The organism is Aureliella helgolandensis (assembly GCF_007752135.1).
In the GTDB taxonomy this organism is placed as follows: Bacteria; Planctomycetota; Planctomycetia; order Pirellulales; family Pirellulaceae; genus Aureliella; species Aureliella helgolandensis.
Window position 1 is genome coordinate 4,256,348 of the sequence record NZ_CP036298.1, and the last position, 19,493, is coordinate 4,275,840.

The window sequence follows — 19,493 nt, forward strand, 5'->3', positions numbered from 1 at the left end:
ATTAGAGAGTTTGAATATCGAAATTGAAAATATTTTCGCCGCGGGTAACCGTGACTTTCTCTTTGGTCGTACTGGGCGCCTCGTAGATTTGAGGGAACAGATTTCGAACCCCGCCATCCACCTCACTGGGCTTGATGTCGATGCTCAGGGGCTTACCAGCCTTGGTGACCCACGCGACGAAGGTCACCTTATACTTGCCAGCCCAGATCCCCTGTTCGCCCTGTGGGTGTTGGATCGTGAAATTGCCTTCACTATCCGTTACACCAAACCCAAATCCATGGCGATCCGCATTGAATTGCTCGGTATCGGGAAAGAATCCGACTTTGCAATTTTCGATCGGCTTTCCATCTAACACCACGTTGCCCTGAACTGATTGCATCGGAGGCTTGCCGCAACCGCTGGCCAGTGCTAGGCACGCTGTAAAACACAGGGTGAAGATTCTAAAACGCTCCGACATTCCGAGAGTCCTTGTGCGAGAAATTGCAGAAGAAGTGGTAAGTGATTTGTTACGCCGTTAGTATCACCAAACGGACCTCCACGATCCTGCCAAAGATGTGAATTCGGCGCGAAGAAAACCGCTGCGGTTCGCCGAAAAAGAATGGCAGGCAACTTGCCATAACTCCCGGTCTCCCCCAAACGTTAGCCTGGGGGTTTTGAAAGGCGCGGCCACCAGCGGGCGTGGGGCAACAAACCCGCTTGCGGTGTAACACACAGTTCTCGTCTAGCGGCTACCCAACGGAAGCAGTTTCGAGGTAGTGTTTTTCTCTTGCGCGTCACCAAGGGTGGCAAAAAAGGCATCCAGCTGATCCAATTCATCCGAGTCAGCTTGTTCTCCCTCAGCACTGACTGCCAGAGCTGCAGCCGCGGGGAAAGCCGCAGCAGGCTCGGCGAGCGTAGAGATCTGTCGATTCAAGAATTGAATCAGGACGCTTAGATCCGTCGGAGTTCCACGGCTGTCGGTATCCCAGTCCGCAAACGGGTTGTAGCCGTCCTGGCCAGCGCGCCGGTTGAGGGAGCCGATGAGAACGTTCAGATCGGCCGGTGTGGTACGACCGTCCCCATCCCCGTCTCCAGGTAGTACGTCGAAACGCATTTCGAATAGACCACCAGCAGTCCCGGAGGCGTCGCCGTCTAGCGCGTTGCCCGATGCGTCAGTCACGGAATCCGCTACGGCAAGACGGAGCTTTGAATAGCTGAAGGCTGCTTCCATATCGATGGTGGCGATGTGCGTGTTCGCATCGTAGCTGAACGTGAAGGGCAATGTGCCATCGCTATCACGAATCTCTAGCGACGTCGCGTCAAGCTGGATCACGTTCTCACTGAACTGGAGATACAATCGGTTGACGGTATTCCAGGGGAGTGTTGCTCCACCAGCCACGACTGCAACGCCCAAACCGTTGCCCGCGCCGGTTCCTCCGCCATCGACGGCGTCGATGAAATCGGTCGTCCAGGTATCGGCGGCAGCATAGACCGCAGAGATTGCAGGAGCATCCGTGTCAGTCGTGACGCTGACACGTCCTGGCGAGCCGATGTCGGCTGCATCATAGATGTCTCCTGAGGGATGGATTGCGTCGTTGGTGTCCACCACCGACTTCATCCAATTGGTGCCCAACTGGCTATCTCCGGTCAGCTGTGCCAGATAGATGCTCGGACCATCGAAAATTTGTGGCCATTGCGTACCATCGTTCCCGTAGTTGACCACTTCTACCGGTTCACCTCCGGCATCGATCAGCGTCAGCACTTCATTGACCTCGCCGGTGGTGGTTGGATCGTTGGCTAAATCGCCCCAGAAGATTCCAGCGACAATGGCCTCCGTGGGAACGCTCCAGGAAGTTCTAAAGTCAGTATCTGAGATCGTATCGAAGAAGTTGTTGTACAGGACACCGACTTGGCCAGGTGCCAGCTGGATGCCCTCAGCGATTTTGCCCCAGTCGGTTCCATCCTCATCGTCCAACGTCCATCCACCGAGGTCGATCGTGGTCGTTCCACGGTTGTACAGCTCGACCCATTCGGTCTGTGGCTCACCACCATTGGGATTGTACATGATTTCAGAAATCACAATGTCGCCGACTTCGTTGTCGTTAATCGAGATGGACGTCGCGCCATCCAGAAGTCCTAAGGCGGACGCGGAAATCGTCACCTGCTTTAACCCGTCTGCCAAGCTGTCGTCGATGGCAGCGATCGCAAAAGTCGTAGAGGCTTGGCCGGCTGGGATGACCACGGAAGTTGGAATCCCAACCGAAGCAGCATCCGTAGAACTGAGCGTTACTACCAGGGCGGCGGTAGTGTCCGTGTTTCTAGTAACCGTACCGACGGCAGTACCGCCGCTTTCCGAGATCGCTGAACTGTCGACACTCACCGACAAGCCAGGTGCGGCGGCAGTGGTGAAGTTCCATGTCGTAGCATCGGTTGTTGTGGAGTCCGAGTTTGCAATGCCAGGGAAGGCAACACCGCTGACAGCCCCAGTGACGTGGATGTTGTCGATAGCCCACCACCAGTTGTTAAGCCCTGTGAGCCCAAAGCGAAATTGCATTTCTCCAGATGCTGGATTCGTTACGGGGATGGTGAGATGTTCATTGATCAGCCCCTCAGTGACGATTGTTTTCAAGTTCTCCCAAGTGGTTCCTCCATCGTAAGTCACGTCGATAATCCCAGTTTGGCTGCCTTCTGGTAAGAAGCTGGAATCAAATTCGAGTTGTACGGTGCCAGCTGCAACATGGGTCAGATCAATAGGACTGGAAAGGAACAGGCTGTTGAACTGCCGATTGAGTGAAGAGAAGTCATCGAACTCATCCGCGTCGGCGATGGCGATGGTCCCTTGGCCGAGCGTGAAGTCATCGCGATTCTGCTGTGCCGCCTCAACCCAAAATTCCTTGCGTGCAAAACTCCAGCCACTCCACTCGGGAACTCCACCAGGAGACATGTTGGAGTTGTCAACGCTGTAGCCCGTTGGAGGAGTGAGCGTGAAATCGGTACCCTCCGGCGAGATGCCATCGGTTTCAAATACGTGCGGTCCAAGTGGAAGCAATTCGAAATCTTGCTTCAGGAGTGTTGTTCCGACACTGAGGGATGTCGCCAAATTCAGAATGGCTCCATTATCGAAGGAGACATAATAGTCGGTGTCCCCAATAAGATCATTAGTCGGATTAATGGTTACGGTTGAACCTGCAACGGTCACGGCGGAAGATTGAATATCAATACTGAAACCAACTTTGTTGTCCGAGGCACGGAGGACATGCACAAAGCCGTTCCCCTTTTTGACCGCTTCGTCAAACTCGATGACCAGATCGGAATCAACGGGGACCGCCAGGGAGTCGTCCGCTGGCGAGAAGGTGATCGGCTTAGGGAAGTCGTCGTCGGTGACTAGAACCGTGGTGGACTCCGAGAAGTAGTCGGTGGCGGTCGCAGAGAGCGTTACGAGCTTGTCAAAGTCACGGATGGCATCGTCCACCCCTGTGACAACGAAGTCGACCGATGCAGCCCCATCCGGGATGGTTACCGTTGCGGGGACCGTGGCTTCAGCAGTGTTGCTGCTGGTCAGTGTGACCACTAGATCCCCCACGGTATCACGGTTTCTCGTGACGGTCCCGGTAATCGTTCCACCGCCCTCAGAGACAGTGGGCTTGTCCGTGCTCAAGGTAATTGTGGGAGCGACTGCTGTTGTGAAGTTCCAGTCCGTTGGGGTGGCAATGCCTTGGAAGGGCACTCCGGTCACGCCACCGCTGATTTTGATATTGTCAATCGCCCACCAGCGGTGGTTGCCCGCGTTTTCCACACCAAAGCGGAAGATCATTTCACCTGATGCGGGATTGAGCAGCTTGTTGCGAAGGGTGCCACCTCCCTGGGATGTGTTGACTGCGGTGGAGCTGTCGATGCGGATGTGTGCATTGCGGCCATCTGCATCAAAGGCCATGATTTCCGTCCAAGATCCTCCGCCGTTGTAAGAAACTTCCAACGTTCCAATTTGCGGAAGTGCGCCTACGAAGCTCGAGTCAAATTCGATTGCAACCGATCCGGCGTCAACTCCTGACAGATCGATGGGATTCGTGCTGAGGTAGCTATTGAAGGAAACTGCATCATTCGTGGAATTGTACCAAACCCCAGGATCTGCTACGGCCACATTGCCGCTGCCGAACTCGAATTCAGCACGTCCCTGGCTGCTGTTCGTGGCCAACCAGGACTCTTTGTCCGCAAAGCTCCAGCCATACCAATCCGAGTTCGCGCCGCCGGTAATGCCACTGTTGTCTACGGCAAACCCAGTGGGAGGCGTGTGCGTAACATCGGTACCATCGCCGCCCGTCTGATGACTAAAGGCATTCAGATTCAGTAAATCAAAGTCTTGAGTAAGTAGAGTTGCGTTTGGCGTCGAAGTGGTCGAAGTATCGAGCAACGCTCCATCGTCGATCCTCAAGTAGTATCCGGTCAAACCATCGAGGTTGAGCGGTGGATCAATGGTCATTGTCGAACCACTGATCGTGACTAGGGGAGAATTGATATCGATGCTTGCGATCAGGACGTTGTCGCTAGTGCGTACTAGATTGACGAGACCATTTCCCTTCTTGATATCAACGTCGAACGCAATGGAGAGATTGCTTTGGTAGTCGACATCGGTCGCATCGTCAGCTGGAGTCAATGTGACAATCTTCGGACCTTCGTCATCCAGTACGTTGATCTCGGCGGTTGCAGCGGCGTGCGTTACGCTACTCGCGGTAATCGCAGCAATTTGAATGCGATCGCTCAACGCATCATCAACGGCGGTGATTGGAAAAGTTGCTGATGTCTGACCAGCCAGAATGGTGACTGTAGCTGGGACCGTCGCTTCCGATGTGTCATTGCTAACGAGCGTGACGACCATATCTTCCGTAGGTGGGCCGTTGCGAGAGACCGTTCCCAAAGCGGATCCGCCATTCTCGTTCATCTCCGCAGGATCAATGGACAGTTTGAGCTTGGGAGATTCTTCGGTTGCAAAGCTCCACACCGCAGGAGAATCGACTCCAGCGAACGGCACTCCGGTGATATCACCCGTGACGTGCAAATTATCGATTCCCCACCACCAGTCGTTCGCACCGACCACCCCCCAGCGAAACTCCATCTCTCCACTGGTCGGATTATCCACCTCGATCGACCGGTGTTCGTTGAGGTTGCTTGCGTTGCCAGCATTGGAGGTGTTGCTCGGATCTAGCGTGAGCAGATTGGTCCAATCCCCTCCGTCATAACGAACTTCCAACACGCCGACCTGGCTATTCTCGGGACGGAAGCTCGAATCAAACTCAACAACGACGGAGCTAGCTGCCACGCCATCCAACTGAATCGTCTTGGACTGAAGCAAACTATTGAAGCTGCCGTCATCACGAGGCGTGGTGTCGGCCCATTCATCGGTATCGGCAATGGCGATGGTGTTGTTGGCAAGTGTAAAGGAACTGCGATTTTGATCGTCGACTTGAGCCCAAGCATCTCGATCCGCGAAACTCCATCCGCTCCATTCCGGCACGCCACCACCGGGCATATTGCTGTTGTCCACGCTGAAGCCAAGTGGTGGATCTAAGGTGAAATCAGTGCCATCTCCTCCATTCTCAAACTCAAACGGTCCTAGCGGTAGGAAATCGAAGTCCTGGACCAAGAGTGTAGCGTCTTGGGTTTCAGTGGTCGAAGTATCGATGAACGCACCGGAATCGATGTAGATTTCGTAGACTGCGTCCTTCAAAAGGTTTTCGGGAAGATCAACCGTAACCTCGGCACCAGCAATCGACACGGCGGGAGAATTCACATCCAACGCAATCCCCAAGACTCCTGTGCTCTGATCGACAACATGGATATTCCCCTGTCCTTTGACGACTGCATCGCTAAAGTTGAATACTAGATTGCTCTCAACCGCAACAAACATTGCCTCATTGGCCGGACTCACGCTTAGAATGTCTAACGCCATTAGCTCGCGTGCTTCCAGTTGTTCGACTAGCTGCTTGCGGACCAAGTTTCGTCGGCGGTTTCGCGAGAGCTTTCGCTTTCTCAAAGGCGATCGCAACTGAGAAGATAGCGACAAGGGCAAGAACGCATCGAACCGACGAAAACTCATTGCAGTACTCCAGGTAGCAAAGAAAATACCACGTCCCATGTATGCAAAATAAATGCGTCAAAATAGATGGGACGAACTTATGGAACCAGTTTGGATCCATGAACGGGGCAATAGATGTCGCAAACATTTCGATTGCGACGACTGCGTAAGATTGTTTGTAAGTAGCACGCAACATTCCACTGGATTCGCGAGAAGAATGTGTTAACAATGCGCTAAGGCTGATTCACGTGTGTTGTCTGCCTTCAAGCCCTGGCCTGTTTGGCTCTACAACCGTTCACATCCTGGCCGCGATCTGCAATTGAGGTTGAGCTGGTGAAATATTGGCTGGAGCTAACGTACCGTTAAGATCATATGAAATCGGTAAAATCCTTCCTCTGCCGCGCAGGCAAGCTTCTCGGGCGTCGTACAATTTTTAGGAATGTCAACTTCGCATCCCATCGCTCGCAAGGTCGCAACGTTGCTGTCCCTTACAAACCATGGGCTGTTGCCCGATTCCGCCGAGTGGAGCCGACGTTAGGTATCGCACAGAAGGGAACGAGTACTCCGTGACGGTCTTGCCTGTAGTTCACATGTCCACGACACGCCGGAATACAAACGTGACGGAGATTGCTGGATTGTCCAAGGAAGTTGGACGTCAAAGGCTCCCGCTCTAACTGCGGTGCGGAATGAATTGGTTGGAAGATTCGGAGACAGAGTCCAGAGGCAAACCGAACTAGCGACTGGCTTGCGGAAGATGGGATTTTCAGCGACAGCCCTTGAGTCTACGGAGCGGCGAGAACCTTGTGTGCATTCGCCACACGATTTTGCCTCGCAAAAGGCCGGCTGATTCAACGCCCTGCGCGCATCACAAGCCTCAGGCGAGGTGGTCACCTGCTGGCGGAAAGCTGCCCCTACTTGCGTCCCATGACAAACATTCCAATTCGAAAACAGCTTTGCTTGAAACTCCATGTCCCACTCAGCCTTTGAAGTCAGCGGTCAACAGATCTCGTTAGCCTTTCCAACACTCCTCGGCAGATTTCAAGTTCCTGAGAGTGATTTATCGAATCCTGGATTGCTAAAGGAGCTACTCCATCGAGAATCTTCCGCTCCTAGCAGGGACTATGCAAACGTCGGAGGTTGGCATTCCTCTGGAAATCTATTGGAGTGGCCCCTTCCTGAAATCGTTAAGCTACGGGGCTGGATCTCGACCGCACTCGCGAGCATGGTTCGAGCAACAGGCCAGCTTCCAGAAGTGCAGGGGCGGGCGGAGGCACCACGCGGCAGCTTTCGGCTTACCGCATGGGGAAATGTCAGCCGAAAAGGCAACTACCATCGTCTACACAACCACCCCAACAATGCTTGGTCGGGTGTCTATTATGTCACTGGAGACAATTCGCAAGAAACGGGGCTGGGCGGTGCCCTGGAATTGTACGATCCACGTCCGTTTACTGAGATGGTTGAAACCCCAGGCAATCCCTACGGACAACGACTCCTAGTTCGCCCCGCAGCGGGGCTACTGGTCGTATTCCCTAGTTGGCTCTACCACTTTGTTCACCCCAATCCATCCGACACGCTGCGAGTCTCGATCGCCTTCAACGCCGCGTGGCAATCGGACGTATCCCAGTCGCACCCGTAGCGGATTGTTAAAATTGCCCCCTTAGCAAACGAGCTGTTTCAAATGGTACCCCGCACCAAGACCGGCTGTTGATTTAATAGCAATCCCAATTCTAACGCGAAGGCAGCATCCTTAATTACCCGATAGCGGCAACCAATCTTCCTTGCTCATGCAGCGGGTTACTATTTCAACAGCCCGAAGAGCTATGGGCGTTTGGTTCCTGCACAGGGATAGTTTGCGGAACTGCCGCCGCACGAAAATTTGAGTCCCCTTTAAACCGGCAATGCAGCCTAGCAAGTGCTTATTGCAGCAATCATACGCTCCCAAGTACAGCGCACTCGTGCAAGTTTGCAAGGCATTGGGTGGCTTTCCCTATTTCCCCTCACCGCCCCTCACGCTTCATGTCTCACAAGACACTTCTCACCGAATCACCAATGCTGTTCCCGCTAAGCATGTCTGTCGACGGCGAAGTGATCCAATTGGCGAGTTTAAGTGAACAGGACTATCGAGCCGCAAGCTTTTTAGACCACCGCATTTTAGAGAGCGGACTACGACGTGGTGTCGTGGCATGGACCGCGCTGCGGCAGGCCGCTGAAGGGCTGCCCATCCGATGCCATTTCATCTTCCATACTTCCCATGCGGGATCCACGCTACTTTCCCGATTAATCGGCGAGCGGGACGCGTTTTTTTCCGTGCGCGAGCCTGAAATTCTACGGAGACTTGTTGTCCCCAGCCAGCGGGATCGAAGGCCTCTTTTTCTCGGGCTTTGGTCACGCACATTCCATCCAAATCAAACGGCTGTCATCAAAGCGACGAGTTGGGTGAATGAAATCGCCAGTGATTTGCTCCACACATCGCCCGGATCCCGTTGCTTACTCACCTACGTATCACTGCCGGTCTTTCTTTCCGCGTTGTTGGATGGAGCAATGAAGGATATTGAGATCAGTTTCACACAACGTTTACATAGGCTCCAACAGCATGGTGTTGGCCTTGGGATCGAGGCAACACAACTCACGCCAGGTGAACGTGTCGCAATGAGTTGGCTAGCGGAAATGTTGACTCTGTGCAACGTGCAGCAAGCATTCCCAGCCCGTAGCAGGTGGGTCAGCTTTGACCGGTTCCTTGAGGAGCCTGACGAGTACTTCAATCAGGCTGTCCAGCACTTGGAGCCCCAAGTCCGATCCGTTGGCGGCTGCACGCCAGCGATTATGCAACGGTATGCAAAACAAATGAGCGTTTCCTATGATGCCAACTTCCGGCAAACGATGCTCCTTCAATCCCAAAAGAAGCATGCCATGGAGATACAACGAGGGCTCGATTGGTTTCACCGCTTGTCGCTCGACTCAGTTCATAATCTTCCGCCAGATGCGCTCAGACCGGTTGAATGAAAGTGGTTGCCACGCTTGGCCCGAACATCTCACTGACGCGATGCTTGATCCACTAGTTCGCGCCATGGCTGCACCCATTCAGTTGCTCTTGGTCCGATTCAGAACTCCGTAGCGCAGCAACGTCTCCAATACGAAACCTACGCAGTTCGCGTCACCGGCTGTCCTCCATCCAATGCCAACCAAGATCGGATACGGAATAGATACAGCCTTGTGTGAGCGAAAACGTCACTCGTCGTCGCTCACCAACCTGCATCCTCAAATTAGAATTTGCGAGTACAGTCGCGACTACAGCCGGCGTCAGCATCCCTAGCGATGCTCACGCTTTCGCATGCGATCAATGGACAGCACCTTCGCCGCGGCCTCCTGCCTCCGCGCAGCCAATGCCCACTGATTCTTAACGACCAATTCACCGGACCTTAACAGACTTCGATCGAAGGCTAGCTAGAATTTGCCCCTATGTTGGCATTCGTGAGCCTTACTACGTTGAACCACACTCCCACGTGCGTTGCACTGGGCGAATGCCAATCTTTCAGGTCCGGAGCACAGATCAATCGACCCAAGGTCGTTGAGCCTACTCCTCCGTAACGGATTTCTTGCACTCTATGCCCGGACCGGCAGTAACGTTTTCCATCTACAGGAGTTGTTAAAGGTGAAATTGCATTTCTTGAGTTTAGCGGTGGCCCTGGTGCTTGTATGCTCGTCAGCCTCGTCTTCGTTGGCTGCGTTAACACTTTCGCTGCGCAGCGAAGACATGCAGGCAGTCGGCCCCGGTCCTGTGTCATTCAATGTCGGAGTTTTGATCAATTGGGACGGCAACGGAAGTGGTGCTCTATCCGCAATTCAGTTTGATGTGACGACTCCCGATACGGTTAACCTGTTGGGAGATGTCGACGGTCAAGCTACTCCCAACCCGTTGACTTTTGATCAGGCGGACGTTCATGAAGGAAGCGTTCTATTCTTCAATGCCATCAGTGACGTTTCGCTGACTCAGGGAGACAACTTCTTAACTTCCTTAGCCTTTGTCGCCGAAGCAGACTCGGGGGATTTCCCGATCGGGCTGAGCTTGGTTAGCGCGCAGAGCGGTGGACTATTCACAGGGACTACCGACCTCTCGAACGATTTAACGTTGACGGGCGGCACACTGCGGGTGACAGCAGTTCCTGAACCTTCAGCCTTCGCACTCTTGGGAGTCATTGGCTTGGCCGCATTTCAACGCAGACGATTCGTCTAGCGCCTATACTTCCAACGCAGGGATACACGTTGTTCCTACGTAGCATTGCCCAAAGTCTGAGGTTTCGCCTACCGTTAGCATGCCTCGGAGTCAGCCCAGTCCGTGAAATCGAACCGCGAAAAGTGAAGACGCTGAACCGCGGTATTGGCAGTTTTGGTTTTCGCTTATTCAGCGTATTTCGCGGTCGTTGCCCCGCACACTGACAAGCAAAGCATCAGTAGTTGTGCATGGGGAGACGGCGGCCGCCGGTCGCCGAGACTAAGAATTGCAACCGCGAAAGATGGGAAACACGCGGAAGGAAGAGATCGAACATCCTTACTGCGAGGCTGGATTTCCGTGTCTAGGGCGTAACTCGCGGTCGTTCCTCTGTGGGCTGCAGTTGAGGCAAAGCGGATTGTGCGCGGAACACGTAGACCAATCGCTAGTGGGATGACGACCAATGGGCGTCTCCATAGGAGAAAACATGGCGGCCCCGAGTTTAAGGTCTTGCTGTGCAGTGCAGTTGCATGGGAGATGTGGGGTGCGTCAACGGGATTGGCTGACGAAGGCGGCAATGGCGAATGCAATCATCATTACGACCCAGACGATGTCTAGGAAATGCCAATAGAGTGCACAAAACTTAACTGGAAAATAGCGTTCGTGATCGTAAGATTTGCGGCGCAGGCCGAACAAAAGGATGACCAAAGCTGCCACGCCACCCACGACGTGCAATGCATGGACAATCACGAGAAAGAACGTTAGGCCGTAGAGGTTTCGCATCGAGGCTTCGGGCTGAAGCATCTGTCCAACCATCGTCGCCAGTCCAAATCCTTGCGTCACAAAGAATGCGAGCGAGAGTAGGAAGGTGACCACGATGTAGCGCGATAAGTCGGCGATCCGCTCACGTCTGGCCGCCCCCACTGCCATGTGCAACAGGGTGCTGATTGCGACCAAGTTGACCGTCGTGATCAGAAAGCTGCGCGGAACGTAAAAGGGTTGAATCTGGTCGGCAGCGGGTGCGATTCGCAGCATGACATAGATGGTGTACAGCAACATGCAGCTGAAAAAAAAGACCGTCAATGATACGAGGAACAACCATGCCCCCTGTTCCAAACGCCGATCCTCCGCCAGTGAACCACGCGAGCGCATGGGGACGAACGCGGCAGGGATCTTACGACCCATTTGCTCGTGAAATCGCATGGAGTCTACTTGTTAACGAATTGCATAGGGATGGTCCTGTCGCGTCCATAACCCAAGGCCTGGGTCACCGATGAAGTAGAAATCTTCGCCATCGGCGTCCTGATGCCAACCATTCGGCAACCCCTCGCACTGATAGTGTTTCGTCAAGCTATCGCAGTCTCCATAGCTGTAGCCAACCGACTCCACCTCTTGCTGCGAAAGCTCACCCGGAGCATAGATGACTTCGAAACGGTCGTCAGGCGTACCGTGAATTAGGTGCGCAGCAGTGCCTAGATTGTCACGCAAATCCTGATTCTCTTCGACGAACTTCAAGACTTCCGGAGTCGTTCGATATCCGTACTTACGGATCAGACCGTCGACGGTTGCACTCTCGCCAAAGGCTTTGACACCCGGTGCCAAAACGACGAGCCGGCCGCCGTCGCCGATGAGCATTCGAGTGCGGTAGATCGCTTTATTGGACAACCATGTCCGTTTGTACTTGGACGGATTCATCGTCACGACTACCGTTTGGGGCGTGCGATCGACGACGAAGCAGTTCACTTTGGCAGAAAGCTCGCCGGCTTCGAAGAAGACCTCATGCGAATCGCCCACGAACAATCCTCGAACGACCTTCTCCCCATTGGAAAGCGATTCGACGACGGTTAACACGTACATGACTGGCAGCGAATCACAGAAGCGATCTTGGGCTTCGTTCAGGACGCGTCGAAGAGGCGTGTCGCAACGCCCCATGATCCGTTCCATGCCATATAGCGCACTGAGGTAGTGACTTTCGTTGATGCCGTCGTTACCTCCTGTACCGACGAAGATGTTCTTGTTGTAATTGGCCATACCAATCACTTCGTGGGGCACGACTTGTCCGAGCGACAAGATCATGTCATGCCCACCGTCCACCAGCAATTTATTGACCTGTGCTGCCCAAGGACGTTGATAGATTCCCTCGGTAACCTCCGACACAAAATCTGCATCGACATGCCCCAGCGTCGCAACATCGTTCTTCCAGTCATGAACGCGTATTAGGTGGCGAGGCAAGTCGCCGAACATGTACTGCAGCTCCTCCTCATTCATCGCCTCGTGCGTACCGAGGGCTGGCATAACGTCCGTGAGTCGGTCGCCGAGCAATTGATAGGCCAATTGGGTTAACTCACCGGCTCGACTATCGCTTCGCGTGTGGTCGGGAGGGATCGCCAGCACTCGCTGTGGATTGCCCGAGGCCCCAATTGCCGCCTGCAGAGCTTCGGTGAAATCTGCTTCACCCAACTTCGCATTTGCATCGCCACGTCGAAAATAGACTGTCATGAATGGAACCTAGCGCTTCGTCCAGATTGAATAGTAAAGTGGAAAGTAACGGTCGAGCCAGCAAGTCCACGGGGGAGATGGACTCATTGCCTTGTCGACCATGCTCAAGGCCAAGTGCGACGAAGTCTTGGCCTAACGCCTGGACGGGCACGCGCAGAGGAGTCGCCCTGGGAGTCGTCTTTTCTGGCTTGCTCACCAGTTTCGTGCTCGGTAGATTGTAGCCGCGGGTGACCTAAGTCAGCAAGTGTCTCGGACGTTTAGGCCCTGTCGCTCACAAAACCAAACGGCCGTATTGTACCTGCTACTACACTCCGTGGACCGGCAAAGACGGACACCGCAAACTGGTGATCCGTCAGACTCGCACCGGGCCTTTCATCGCCAACACGACCGCTAGCAGAATTGCAAGATCGAGCGCATTTCATTCAGCCGCCTTTTCAAGCGAGCTCAAACAGCGATAATTACGGCAATTACCTGCAGTACAATCCGGCGAACGATTCATGAGCGAACTACCTAGCGACTCCCTACCCAATTGTCCAGAATGCGGCGGCGAATTCACCTACGAAGACGGTCCCCTACTCGTGTGCCCGAGCTGTGCCCACGAATGGTCACCCAATGCAGCGGCAGCAGACGCCGATGACGACGTGACACGCGATGCCAATGGAAATGCCCTGTCCAGCGGCGATACGGTCGTCGTTATAAAGGACCTAAAGTTCAAAGGAGGGGTCGTTAAAGGTGGTACCAAAGTGAAAAACATCCGCATTGTCGACGGCGACCATGACATTGATTGCAAGATCGATGGAATTGGAGCCATGGCACTCAAATCCGAATTTGTCAAAAAAGCGTAAACAGGTTAGCGCCCTTGCGATCGGAACTAAGGCAACTTGCAAGCGATTAGATCGCATGCTAACGGATCGTTAGGATTTAGCCGACTGTTCCCAACCGTCAGTGCTTGAGCTTACGCGCAATGGTTGGTGCCGCTCCGCCATAATGGGCAGGTCTTCACCGTCGTACATCGCTTCAAGCGATATCTTCGGTCGACACGCGGTCAGGGAGAAGCGAGGGTGGCTCGGGTTCCGTTTCGGTTGCGAACTTCCCTGTCGGTACGCCCCAAAAAATTTGCCGAGACTATTGGCCGTCGGGCTTCTGCACGCCGCACGTCTGCGACGTACATCTACCGGTGAAGCGGAGCCGGTGCTTGGCAAAAATTCGGTAGCACAACTCAAGCATGTGAGAAATGCCCGGTAGACGCGAAGGCCAGACTAGCCATCCGAATCCCACAGCGGCGTAGAGCCGTCGGAAGACTTCGACGCCGACAATCCACTGTCCGGGTTGCCCTTCCTGCTCGGGAAGCCGACCTTGAATTTGATCCATGAATTCGGCAGGTGTTTTGCCGAACTCATAGGCGTTGAACTCGTCGGCAGAAATATCCGTATACAAAATTCGATTTTGGCGATCAAGCCACTGCAGGAGCTTGATCTCGCGAATGCACAGCGGGCAGTCGCCATCGAAAAAGACTTCGACGGTGTGAGTCCCACGACTCTTCGCAAGCGGATCGGGTGCGTTGGTCTGCATGAGCTATTTCAACCGAATCAGGACTTCGTTGCGCCGCAGCGGGGCTGGCGTGAAGGGTGGATCGTAAGATGCCGCCTCAACACCACTTGAATCGCTCATCGCTGTTTGGGGCACCGCAGTTGCGGTCTCAGAGGCGTGGTTCGGAACATCAGCCTCGAGGCCCTTAGACTTCATCCAGGCACGAAGTTTGGCTTCTTGCTCCTTGGCAAGCTTTGCGCTGAGTCGCCCTGAGAATCGCAGCACCGCGAATCGTCCGCCAGCCCGCTTGCGAACGACGACATCCTCTCCCGAGGGAGTTGGGACGCTCCCCGCAGCCACTTCGCTGGGCATCACAAATCCCATTTGAACTTCTGATTCGGCTCGATCGTTTTCCATGAAGACAGGAGTTGTCATGGAAATCTTCTGTTTGGCCTCGTTCGCGCCGCTGATGTAGCGAAATAGTTTCATAAAGCTACCGTCGCGTCCTTGTGCGTCAATCTTAGTAGTGGTCGCCACTATCATCAGATCGGGGTATTCCCGAATTTCGTACTTCCCGTCGGTCTCGATCGTCTCATACTCTGCTGATTCGTACCCCGCGCGGGCAGTCCGGTTCCAGGCAACGGCTCCGACTAGCACCAAGCCAACGACAGTCGCAATACTCGTTAGCCTCTCAAGAATCATCTCCATCTCGCAATCTCCTGTACCATGAAAGCCTGGGTGTAGACAGCTGGCGAAACAGGTTTTCCAAGCCTCATCCCGCTTGCATCGGCATCATAGAGGGCCGACAAGTCGGCAGACGGCAATGGGAAGAAGATTGCCTGCCAGACGCACTGGGGAGCTGCCAACACAATTGCGGACGCTACCCTCCGTTTGCCACAAGGTTTGGGTTGACGCGGACGGGCGCACGCTCCGGTCTACGAATATCGGTCGGAGTGCAGAGTTGGCCTGGTTCGCCTGCAAGCGGCTTGGCGCTTTGAATAGTTGGATAGGCTGGAGTTTGGGGGTAAATAGGATGCTTGCGGACACGGTTCCGTAGGAGCTGCGGGTCCCGCAGTGACAGCTTGAGAATCTCCATCAATTTGATGGAGTCAGGTATAGCATTCCCGTCCCCCGTCTATGAACGATTTCCAGTAGCAAATATTTTCATCATAAAAATGGCGTTCCCCGTGTAGGATTCGTGGATCGTCGCGTTGGCTGAGGGAGTGAATCCCATTTTGGACCAAAAGTCGGTGGCTCCCTGGACCGCCACCAAGGTCATTGTACGATAACCGTCAGCTTGGGCCGCAGAACTGAGTTGCGTGAAGAGAGCCCGGGCGACGCCGCAGCCCTCAGATGCTTTCTGCACGGCCAGATCGTGCACAAACAGGTTATCGGTCGGATTGATCGGATCTGTGTCAGCAGTGCCAAGTTGGGCCGTTCGGTTGGCTGGATAGGGGTGCGCCAAGCAATAGGCAATGACCTCTGCAGCGGTGCCCGTGGCGACGAAGCACGTAGCGGGCGATTGCAGAGCCTTGGAACGCATTACCGACTCAGGCTCTGGAGCGAAGTCGTAGTAGACTTCGCTCTGGATGCGCAGGATCGACGGCCAGTCGGCTTCAATGATGGCTCGGCACGAATATGGGGGCTCGGTCATGATTGTTGTCGCCCTAGGATTTGGTGCTTCAGCGCAAGCCTAGCATCGCTCCTCCTCGCCTCGCAGCGTTACTGCCTCAGGGCGATGCATTGCCGGTCTGATACAAAATCTTGACAGCAGACAGGCGGTTCCCTTACCTACCGTATGCAGGCGGTGTCCAAAAGAGAAGACGCGATACACCTACCTGAACGAACTGCCCAAGCAACTGCCCGGGAAAGCCCGCTGCTCACTCATTCAACTTGAGCTGGGACATCTTCGAGTGGGTAATATTCATGTTGCAGATCGGCTTCCTCGATTTTCACAATTCGCAGCCCTGATGGATCTTTACCAAGCGGGCGTCCAACTGGCCCGGTGGTAATCATTTCCAGATCACCAGCCCGTCCGTAGGCATTGCGATGGTAATGACCGGCGAAAATGGCCCGTACCTGAGCTTGCTTGAATTGTTCAAGCAGGGGAAGGCGGCGCTCCAGTGGAATGTTGAAGTACTGATCCGGCTCGTCGGCTTGTTCTAAAAACAAGGGATGATGCAAGAATACCAAAACGTGTTTCGCGTGCTGGACTTGGGGATTGTTGAGCTGCTGGTCCAGCCACTTTTGTTGAGCGAGCAGACGATCGGGGGCACCGGCGGGATCCTTCAATAGGCTTGAGTTCAAGACAACATTGAACACGCCGCCAACCCAAAACGAAAAGTAGTCATCACCAAAATTGTCGCGATAGCGATCGATTGATGTTGCCGTGGGGCGATTCCCCACATCATGATTTCCGCACACGCAGACCAATGGAATCTCAGGATCGATTTGCGAGAAATCCTGATGATACTGGCTGACTTGAGCTGCATACCGAGCGTGATCCGGAGTGGCGTTCGTCAGGTCCCCACACACAATGACGAAGCGAGGTTGCAGACGGTTGATGTGCGCGACGGCTTGCTGCACAAGGACCTGTTCTTTTTCCAAGCCTGTATTGCCAGTGAACATCCCGTATTGAGGATCGGCAAGCTGGATAAAGAAGAAGGGGGCCTGCCAGACTTGTTCCTGAGCCGCATCGAACCCTAGGAAGCTGCGTGATTCCGCTTGCTGAAAACGGGAGGACACCTTCCTATTGGGCTCGTCCGCCCAGAGTGCGGGGCCAGCAAGCAAAATTAAGATGGCTAGTAAATTCGTCTGCGTTCGCGTCATCAAACTTCCGCTACTTAAGTGAGGAAAATATGCAGTCGGTCACTACTTGGGAGCTTCTTTGGGTTGGATAAGGCAATGGAATCCAACGCATAGGACGTCGTCAGTACGCTCCGGCGACGCGCTGGCAAGCAGTTGATTGACCATCGACGCTTGCGACGAGCTCAGTGCGGCGGAAACGATGTGCTGTTCCCCACCAGGTCCGACCACAACGGAAGTCAGCACTGCGACGGTATCCTCAAGTTGCAAAGCCGCGATGATATGCTCCCCGACCTGGGATTCGGCATTCTTAATCGTCGTCACCATTTGCTTGACCTCCGCAGCCGAAGCATTCTTAACCTGCTTTGCAGCCGCTTGAGGCGTATCTGCGTCTGGCGCAGAGGCGTTATCGTCTGAGGGTGTGGAGTCGGGGTGGGATGAATTCATAGTTAGTCGACGTCCCATTCGTAGCGATCAACAAGTTCTTGAGCATCGCAGTGAGTTTTAGAAGGTGTAGTGCACGATAGGCTATGAGAATTTTCCAGCGTAATTATAGCAGGGTTTGGTGGTGATGAGCTGAACCCCATTTCCAAGTCATGGTATCCTGGGCAAAACGTTGTTGGAATGCATCACCATTGCGGAATCAACTAACTTTCCTGCGGTTGCTCAGGACCAAGCCGTAAACGGGCTGGAATACGTTTGCAGTCTGGCAGGCCAGCAGAGTCACACGCGGTTGGCGGTGGGTTTTCGCTGGCTCAGCGCCGCGCAATGGACCCCGTACTTTGGAATGTTCGTAAGAAGTAGGAATGATGGACAATTTGCTTACAGACCTGCGGCAACAATTTCCGGCTGATCGGATACAGGAATCGGCCAGTGCCAAAGCTGCGTTTCAAAGCGACGGATTGACGGCGTTTGCAGTACAGCCGAGGGCCATCATCGTCCCGCGTACGTCGGATGAGGTTGTCCAAGCGGTGCAGTGGTGCAATAAGCATTCGGTTCCATTCGTGGCACGCGGTAGTGGCACAAGTCTTTCGGGAGGCTCACTGCCTCACGCAGAAGGCATTGTGATTGCGCTGAATCGTTTGAATCGGATCCTCTCCGTCGATCTCCCCAATCGACTTGCGGTGGTTGAACCTGGGGTGATTAATTCGAAGCTCACGACGGCCGTGGAGCATGCGGGGTTGTATTATGCCCCCGATCCGAGCAGTCAGCATGTGTGTACCATCGGTGGCAATGTGGCGTTCAACTCGGGCGGTGCTCACTGCCTAAAATACGGAATGACCAGCAACCACGTGATGGCCATGAAAATGGTTTTGGGGGACGGAGAGGTGCTGCAGGTGGGCCCTCGCATGGGAGAACCCCTTGGGCCAGATTTGCTAGGCTTGATGGTCGGCAGCGAAGGACTACTTGGGATTGCACTGGAGATCACGGTCAAGTTGATGCCCAAGCCCGAGAGTTTCCATACCGTTCTAGCTGGGTACCGGAGTTTGCAAGATGCCGGGGCCGCAGTCGCCACCATTATATCCAGCGGTTTACTCCCCGCGGCCATGGAGATCATGGACCACCTGAGTATGCAGGCAGCAACCGCCGGCGTGGGGGCTACCTATCCCGCCGGTGTTGCGGCAGTCCTCATCGTGGAGCTCGACGGCAGCCAAGAAGCTGTCGCCGAAGAGCGGATTCTGCTCGATCGGTTGCTGGCCGAGACTGGTGCTACCGAAGTGATCGTGGCGGCCAACGCAGAGGAAAGAGCATCGATCTGGAAAGGTCGTAAGAGTGTTTTCTCTGCGGTAGGTAGACTAACCCCCGACTTTATCGTGCAAGACGGCGTAGTGCCCCGGAGTAAGTTGGGGTACGCGTTGCAACGCATCGAAGAGCTGAGCCAGGCGGCTGGGATTCCGGTTGCCAACGTGTTTCACGCCGGCGACGGTAACCTCCACCCCCTGATTATGTTTGATGGCCGCAAGGCAGGAGAGCTACATCGCTCGGAAGAGTTGGCGGCCCAGATCGTACAACTTTGTATCGACCTGGGGGGCTCGATTACCGGCGAGCATGGTGTTGGAATGGAGAAACGCCAATTCTTGGCCGGCATGTTTGACGAGGCGTCCATCGAGTGCATGCGTCGAGTGCGTCTGGCCTGCGATCCCCTCGAGATCTCCAACCGTGGCAAGATGTTTCCAGATGCTGAAGCACCCTCACTCGGTATGTACGGTCTCCATCCGCTCGAAGCGGCCGGCATCGCCAGTCGAATGTAGCCGCCCTGCATCCAATCCACGTCCGCTTCGCGGACGACACCGACAGACCTTCGGCTGTCGCACAGCGCGCAACCAACAATAACCATTTTCAGCTTACCCGATTGCCGAATTCCCACTCAATGAGAATTCTTGCACCAGTGCACTA

14 protein-coding genes are annotated in these 19,493 nt (G+C 54.4%); 5 read left to right on the forward strand and 9 right to left on the reverse strand.

Annotated elements, in window-relative coordinates:
- Position 1: 1 nt before the first annotated feature.
- Positions 2-457, reverse strand: coding sequence for a DUF4198 domain-containing protein (locus Q31a_RS15105; protein WP_145079413.1), 456 nt, complete (start codon positions 455-457; stop codon positions 2-4).
- A gap of 264 nt (positions 458-721) precedes the next feature.
- Positions 722-6,073, reverse strand: a complete 5,352-nt coding sequence (locus tag Q31a_RS15110) for an Ig-like domain-containing protein (protein WP_197355297.1) — start codon at positions 6,071-6,073, stop codon at positions 722-724.
- A gap of 946 nt (positions 6,074-7,019) precedes the next feature.
- Here Q31a_RS15110 and Q31a_RS15115 point away from each other — a divergent pair.
- From Q31a_RS15115 to Q31a_RS15125, 3 genes are all read left to right on the forward strand, one after another.
- Positions 7,020-7,688, forward strand: a complete 669-nt coding sequence (locus Q31a_RS15115; protein WP_145079418.1) for a 2OG-Fe(II) oxygenase family protein — start codon at positions 7,020-7,022, stop codon at positions 7,686-7,688.
- Between the two features lie 413 nt (positions 7,689-8,101).
- Positions 8,102-9,055, forward strand: a complete 954-nt coding sequence (locus Q31a_RS15120; protein WP_145079421.1) for a hypothetical protein — start codon at positions 8,102-8,104, stop codon at positions 9,053-9,055.
- 649 nt (positions 9,056-9,704) lie between these two features.
- A complete protein-coding gene (locus Q31a_RS15125) occupies positions 9,705-10,286 on the forward strand; it encodes a PEP-CTERM sorting domain-containing protein (RefSeq protein WP_145079428.1) in 582 nt (193 codons plus the stop codon).
- A gap of 525 nt (positions 10,287-10,811) precedes the next feature.
- Here the strand turns inward: Q31a_RS15125 and Q31a_RS15130 are convergent.
- Positions 10,812-11,465, reverse strand: a complete 654-nt coding sequence (locus Q31a_RS15130; RefSeq protein WP_145079431.1) for a cytochrome c oxidase subunit 3 — start codon at positions 11,463-11,465, stop codon at positions 10,812-10,814.
- A 12-nt stretch (positions 11,466-11,477) separates the two neighbouring features.
- The gene (locus tag Q31a_RS15135) at positions 11,478-12,761 is read right to left on the reverse strand and encodes a lactate racemase domain-containing protein (protein WP_145079435.1); all 1,284 of its coding nucleotides are present in this window, start codon (positions 12,759-12,761) and stop codon (positions 11,478-11,480) included.
- A 497-nt stretch (positions 12,762-13,258) separates the two neighbouring features.
- Here Q31a_RS15135 and Q31a_RS15140 point away from each other — a divergent pair, with 497 nt between their 5' ends.
- Positions 13,259-13,606, forward strand: coding sequence for a zinc ribbon domain-containing protein YjdM (locus Q31a_RS15140; protein WP_145079438.1), 348 nt, complete (start codon positions 13,259-13,261; stop codon positions 13,604-13,606).
- Positions 13,607-13,886: 280 nt separating this feature from the next.
- Here Q31a_RS15140 and Q31a_RS15145 read toward each other — a convergent pair whose 3' ends face one another.
- The 5 genes from Q31a_RS15145 to Q31a_RS15165 form a co-directional block, all read right to left on the reverse strand.
- Positions 13,887-14,333: a thiol-disulfide oxidoreductase DCC family protein gene (locus Q31a_RS15145; protein ID WP_145079441.1), complete on the reverse strand. Its 447-nt coding sequence runs from the start codon at positions 14,331-14,333 to the stop codon at positions 13,887-13,889.
- 3 nt (positions 14,334-14,336) lie between these two features.
- Complete coding sequence (locus Q31a_RS15150) at positions 14,337-14,993, reverse strand: SOUL family heme-binding protein (RefSeq protein WP_145087287.1); 657 nt, start codon at positions 14,991-14,993, stop codon at positions 14,337-14,339.
- Positions 14,994-15,426: 433 nt separating this feature from the next.
- Positions 15,427-15,945 carry a GNAT family N-acetyltransferase gene (locus Q31a_RS15155; protein ID WP_145079444.1) on the reverse strand — a complete coding sequence of 173 codons (519 nt, stop codon included), beginning with the start codon at positions 15,943-15,945 and terminating at the stop codon, positions 15,427-15,429.
- Between the two features lie 230 nt (positions 15,946-16,175).
- Positions 16,176-17,120, reverse strand: coding sequence for a metallophosphoesterase (locus Q31a_RS15160; RefSeq protein WP_145079448.1), 945 nt, complete (start codon positions 17,118-17,120; stop codon positions 16,176-16,178).
- 42 nt (positions 17,121-17,162) lie between these two features.
- Positions 17,163-17,543, reverse strand: a complete 381-nt coding sequence (locus Q31a_RS15165; protein ID WP_145079451.1) for a hypothetical protein — start codon at positions 17,541-17,543, stop codon at positions 17,163-17,165.
- A 359-nt stretch (positions 17,544-17,902) separates the two neighbouring features.
- Here Q31a_RS15165 and Q31a_RS15170 point away from each other — a divergent pair, with 359 nt between their 5' ends.
- Complete coding sequence (locus Q31a_RS15170) at positions 17,903-19,348, forward strand: FAD-binding oxidoreductase (RefSeq protein WP_145079454.1); 1,446 nt, start codon at positions 17,903-17,905, stop codon at positions 19,346-19,348.
- Positions 19,349-19,493 lie beyond the last annotated feature (145 nt).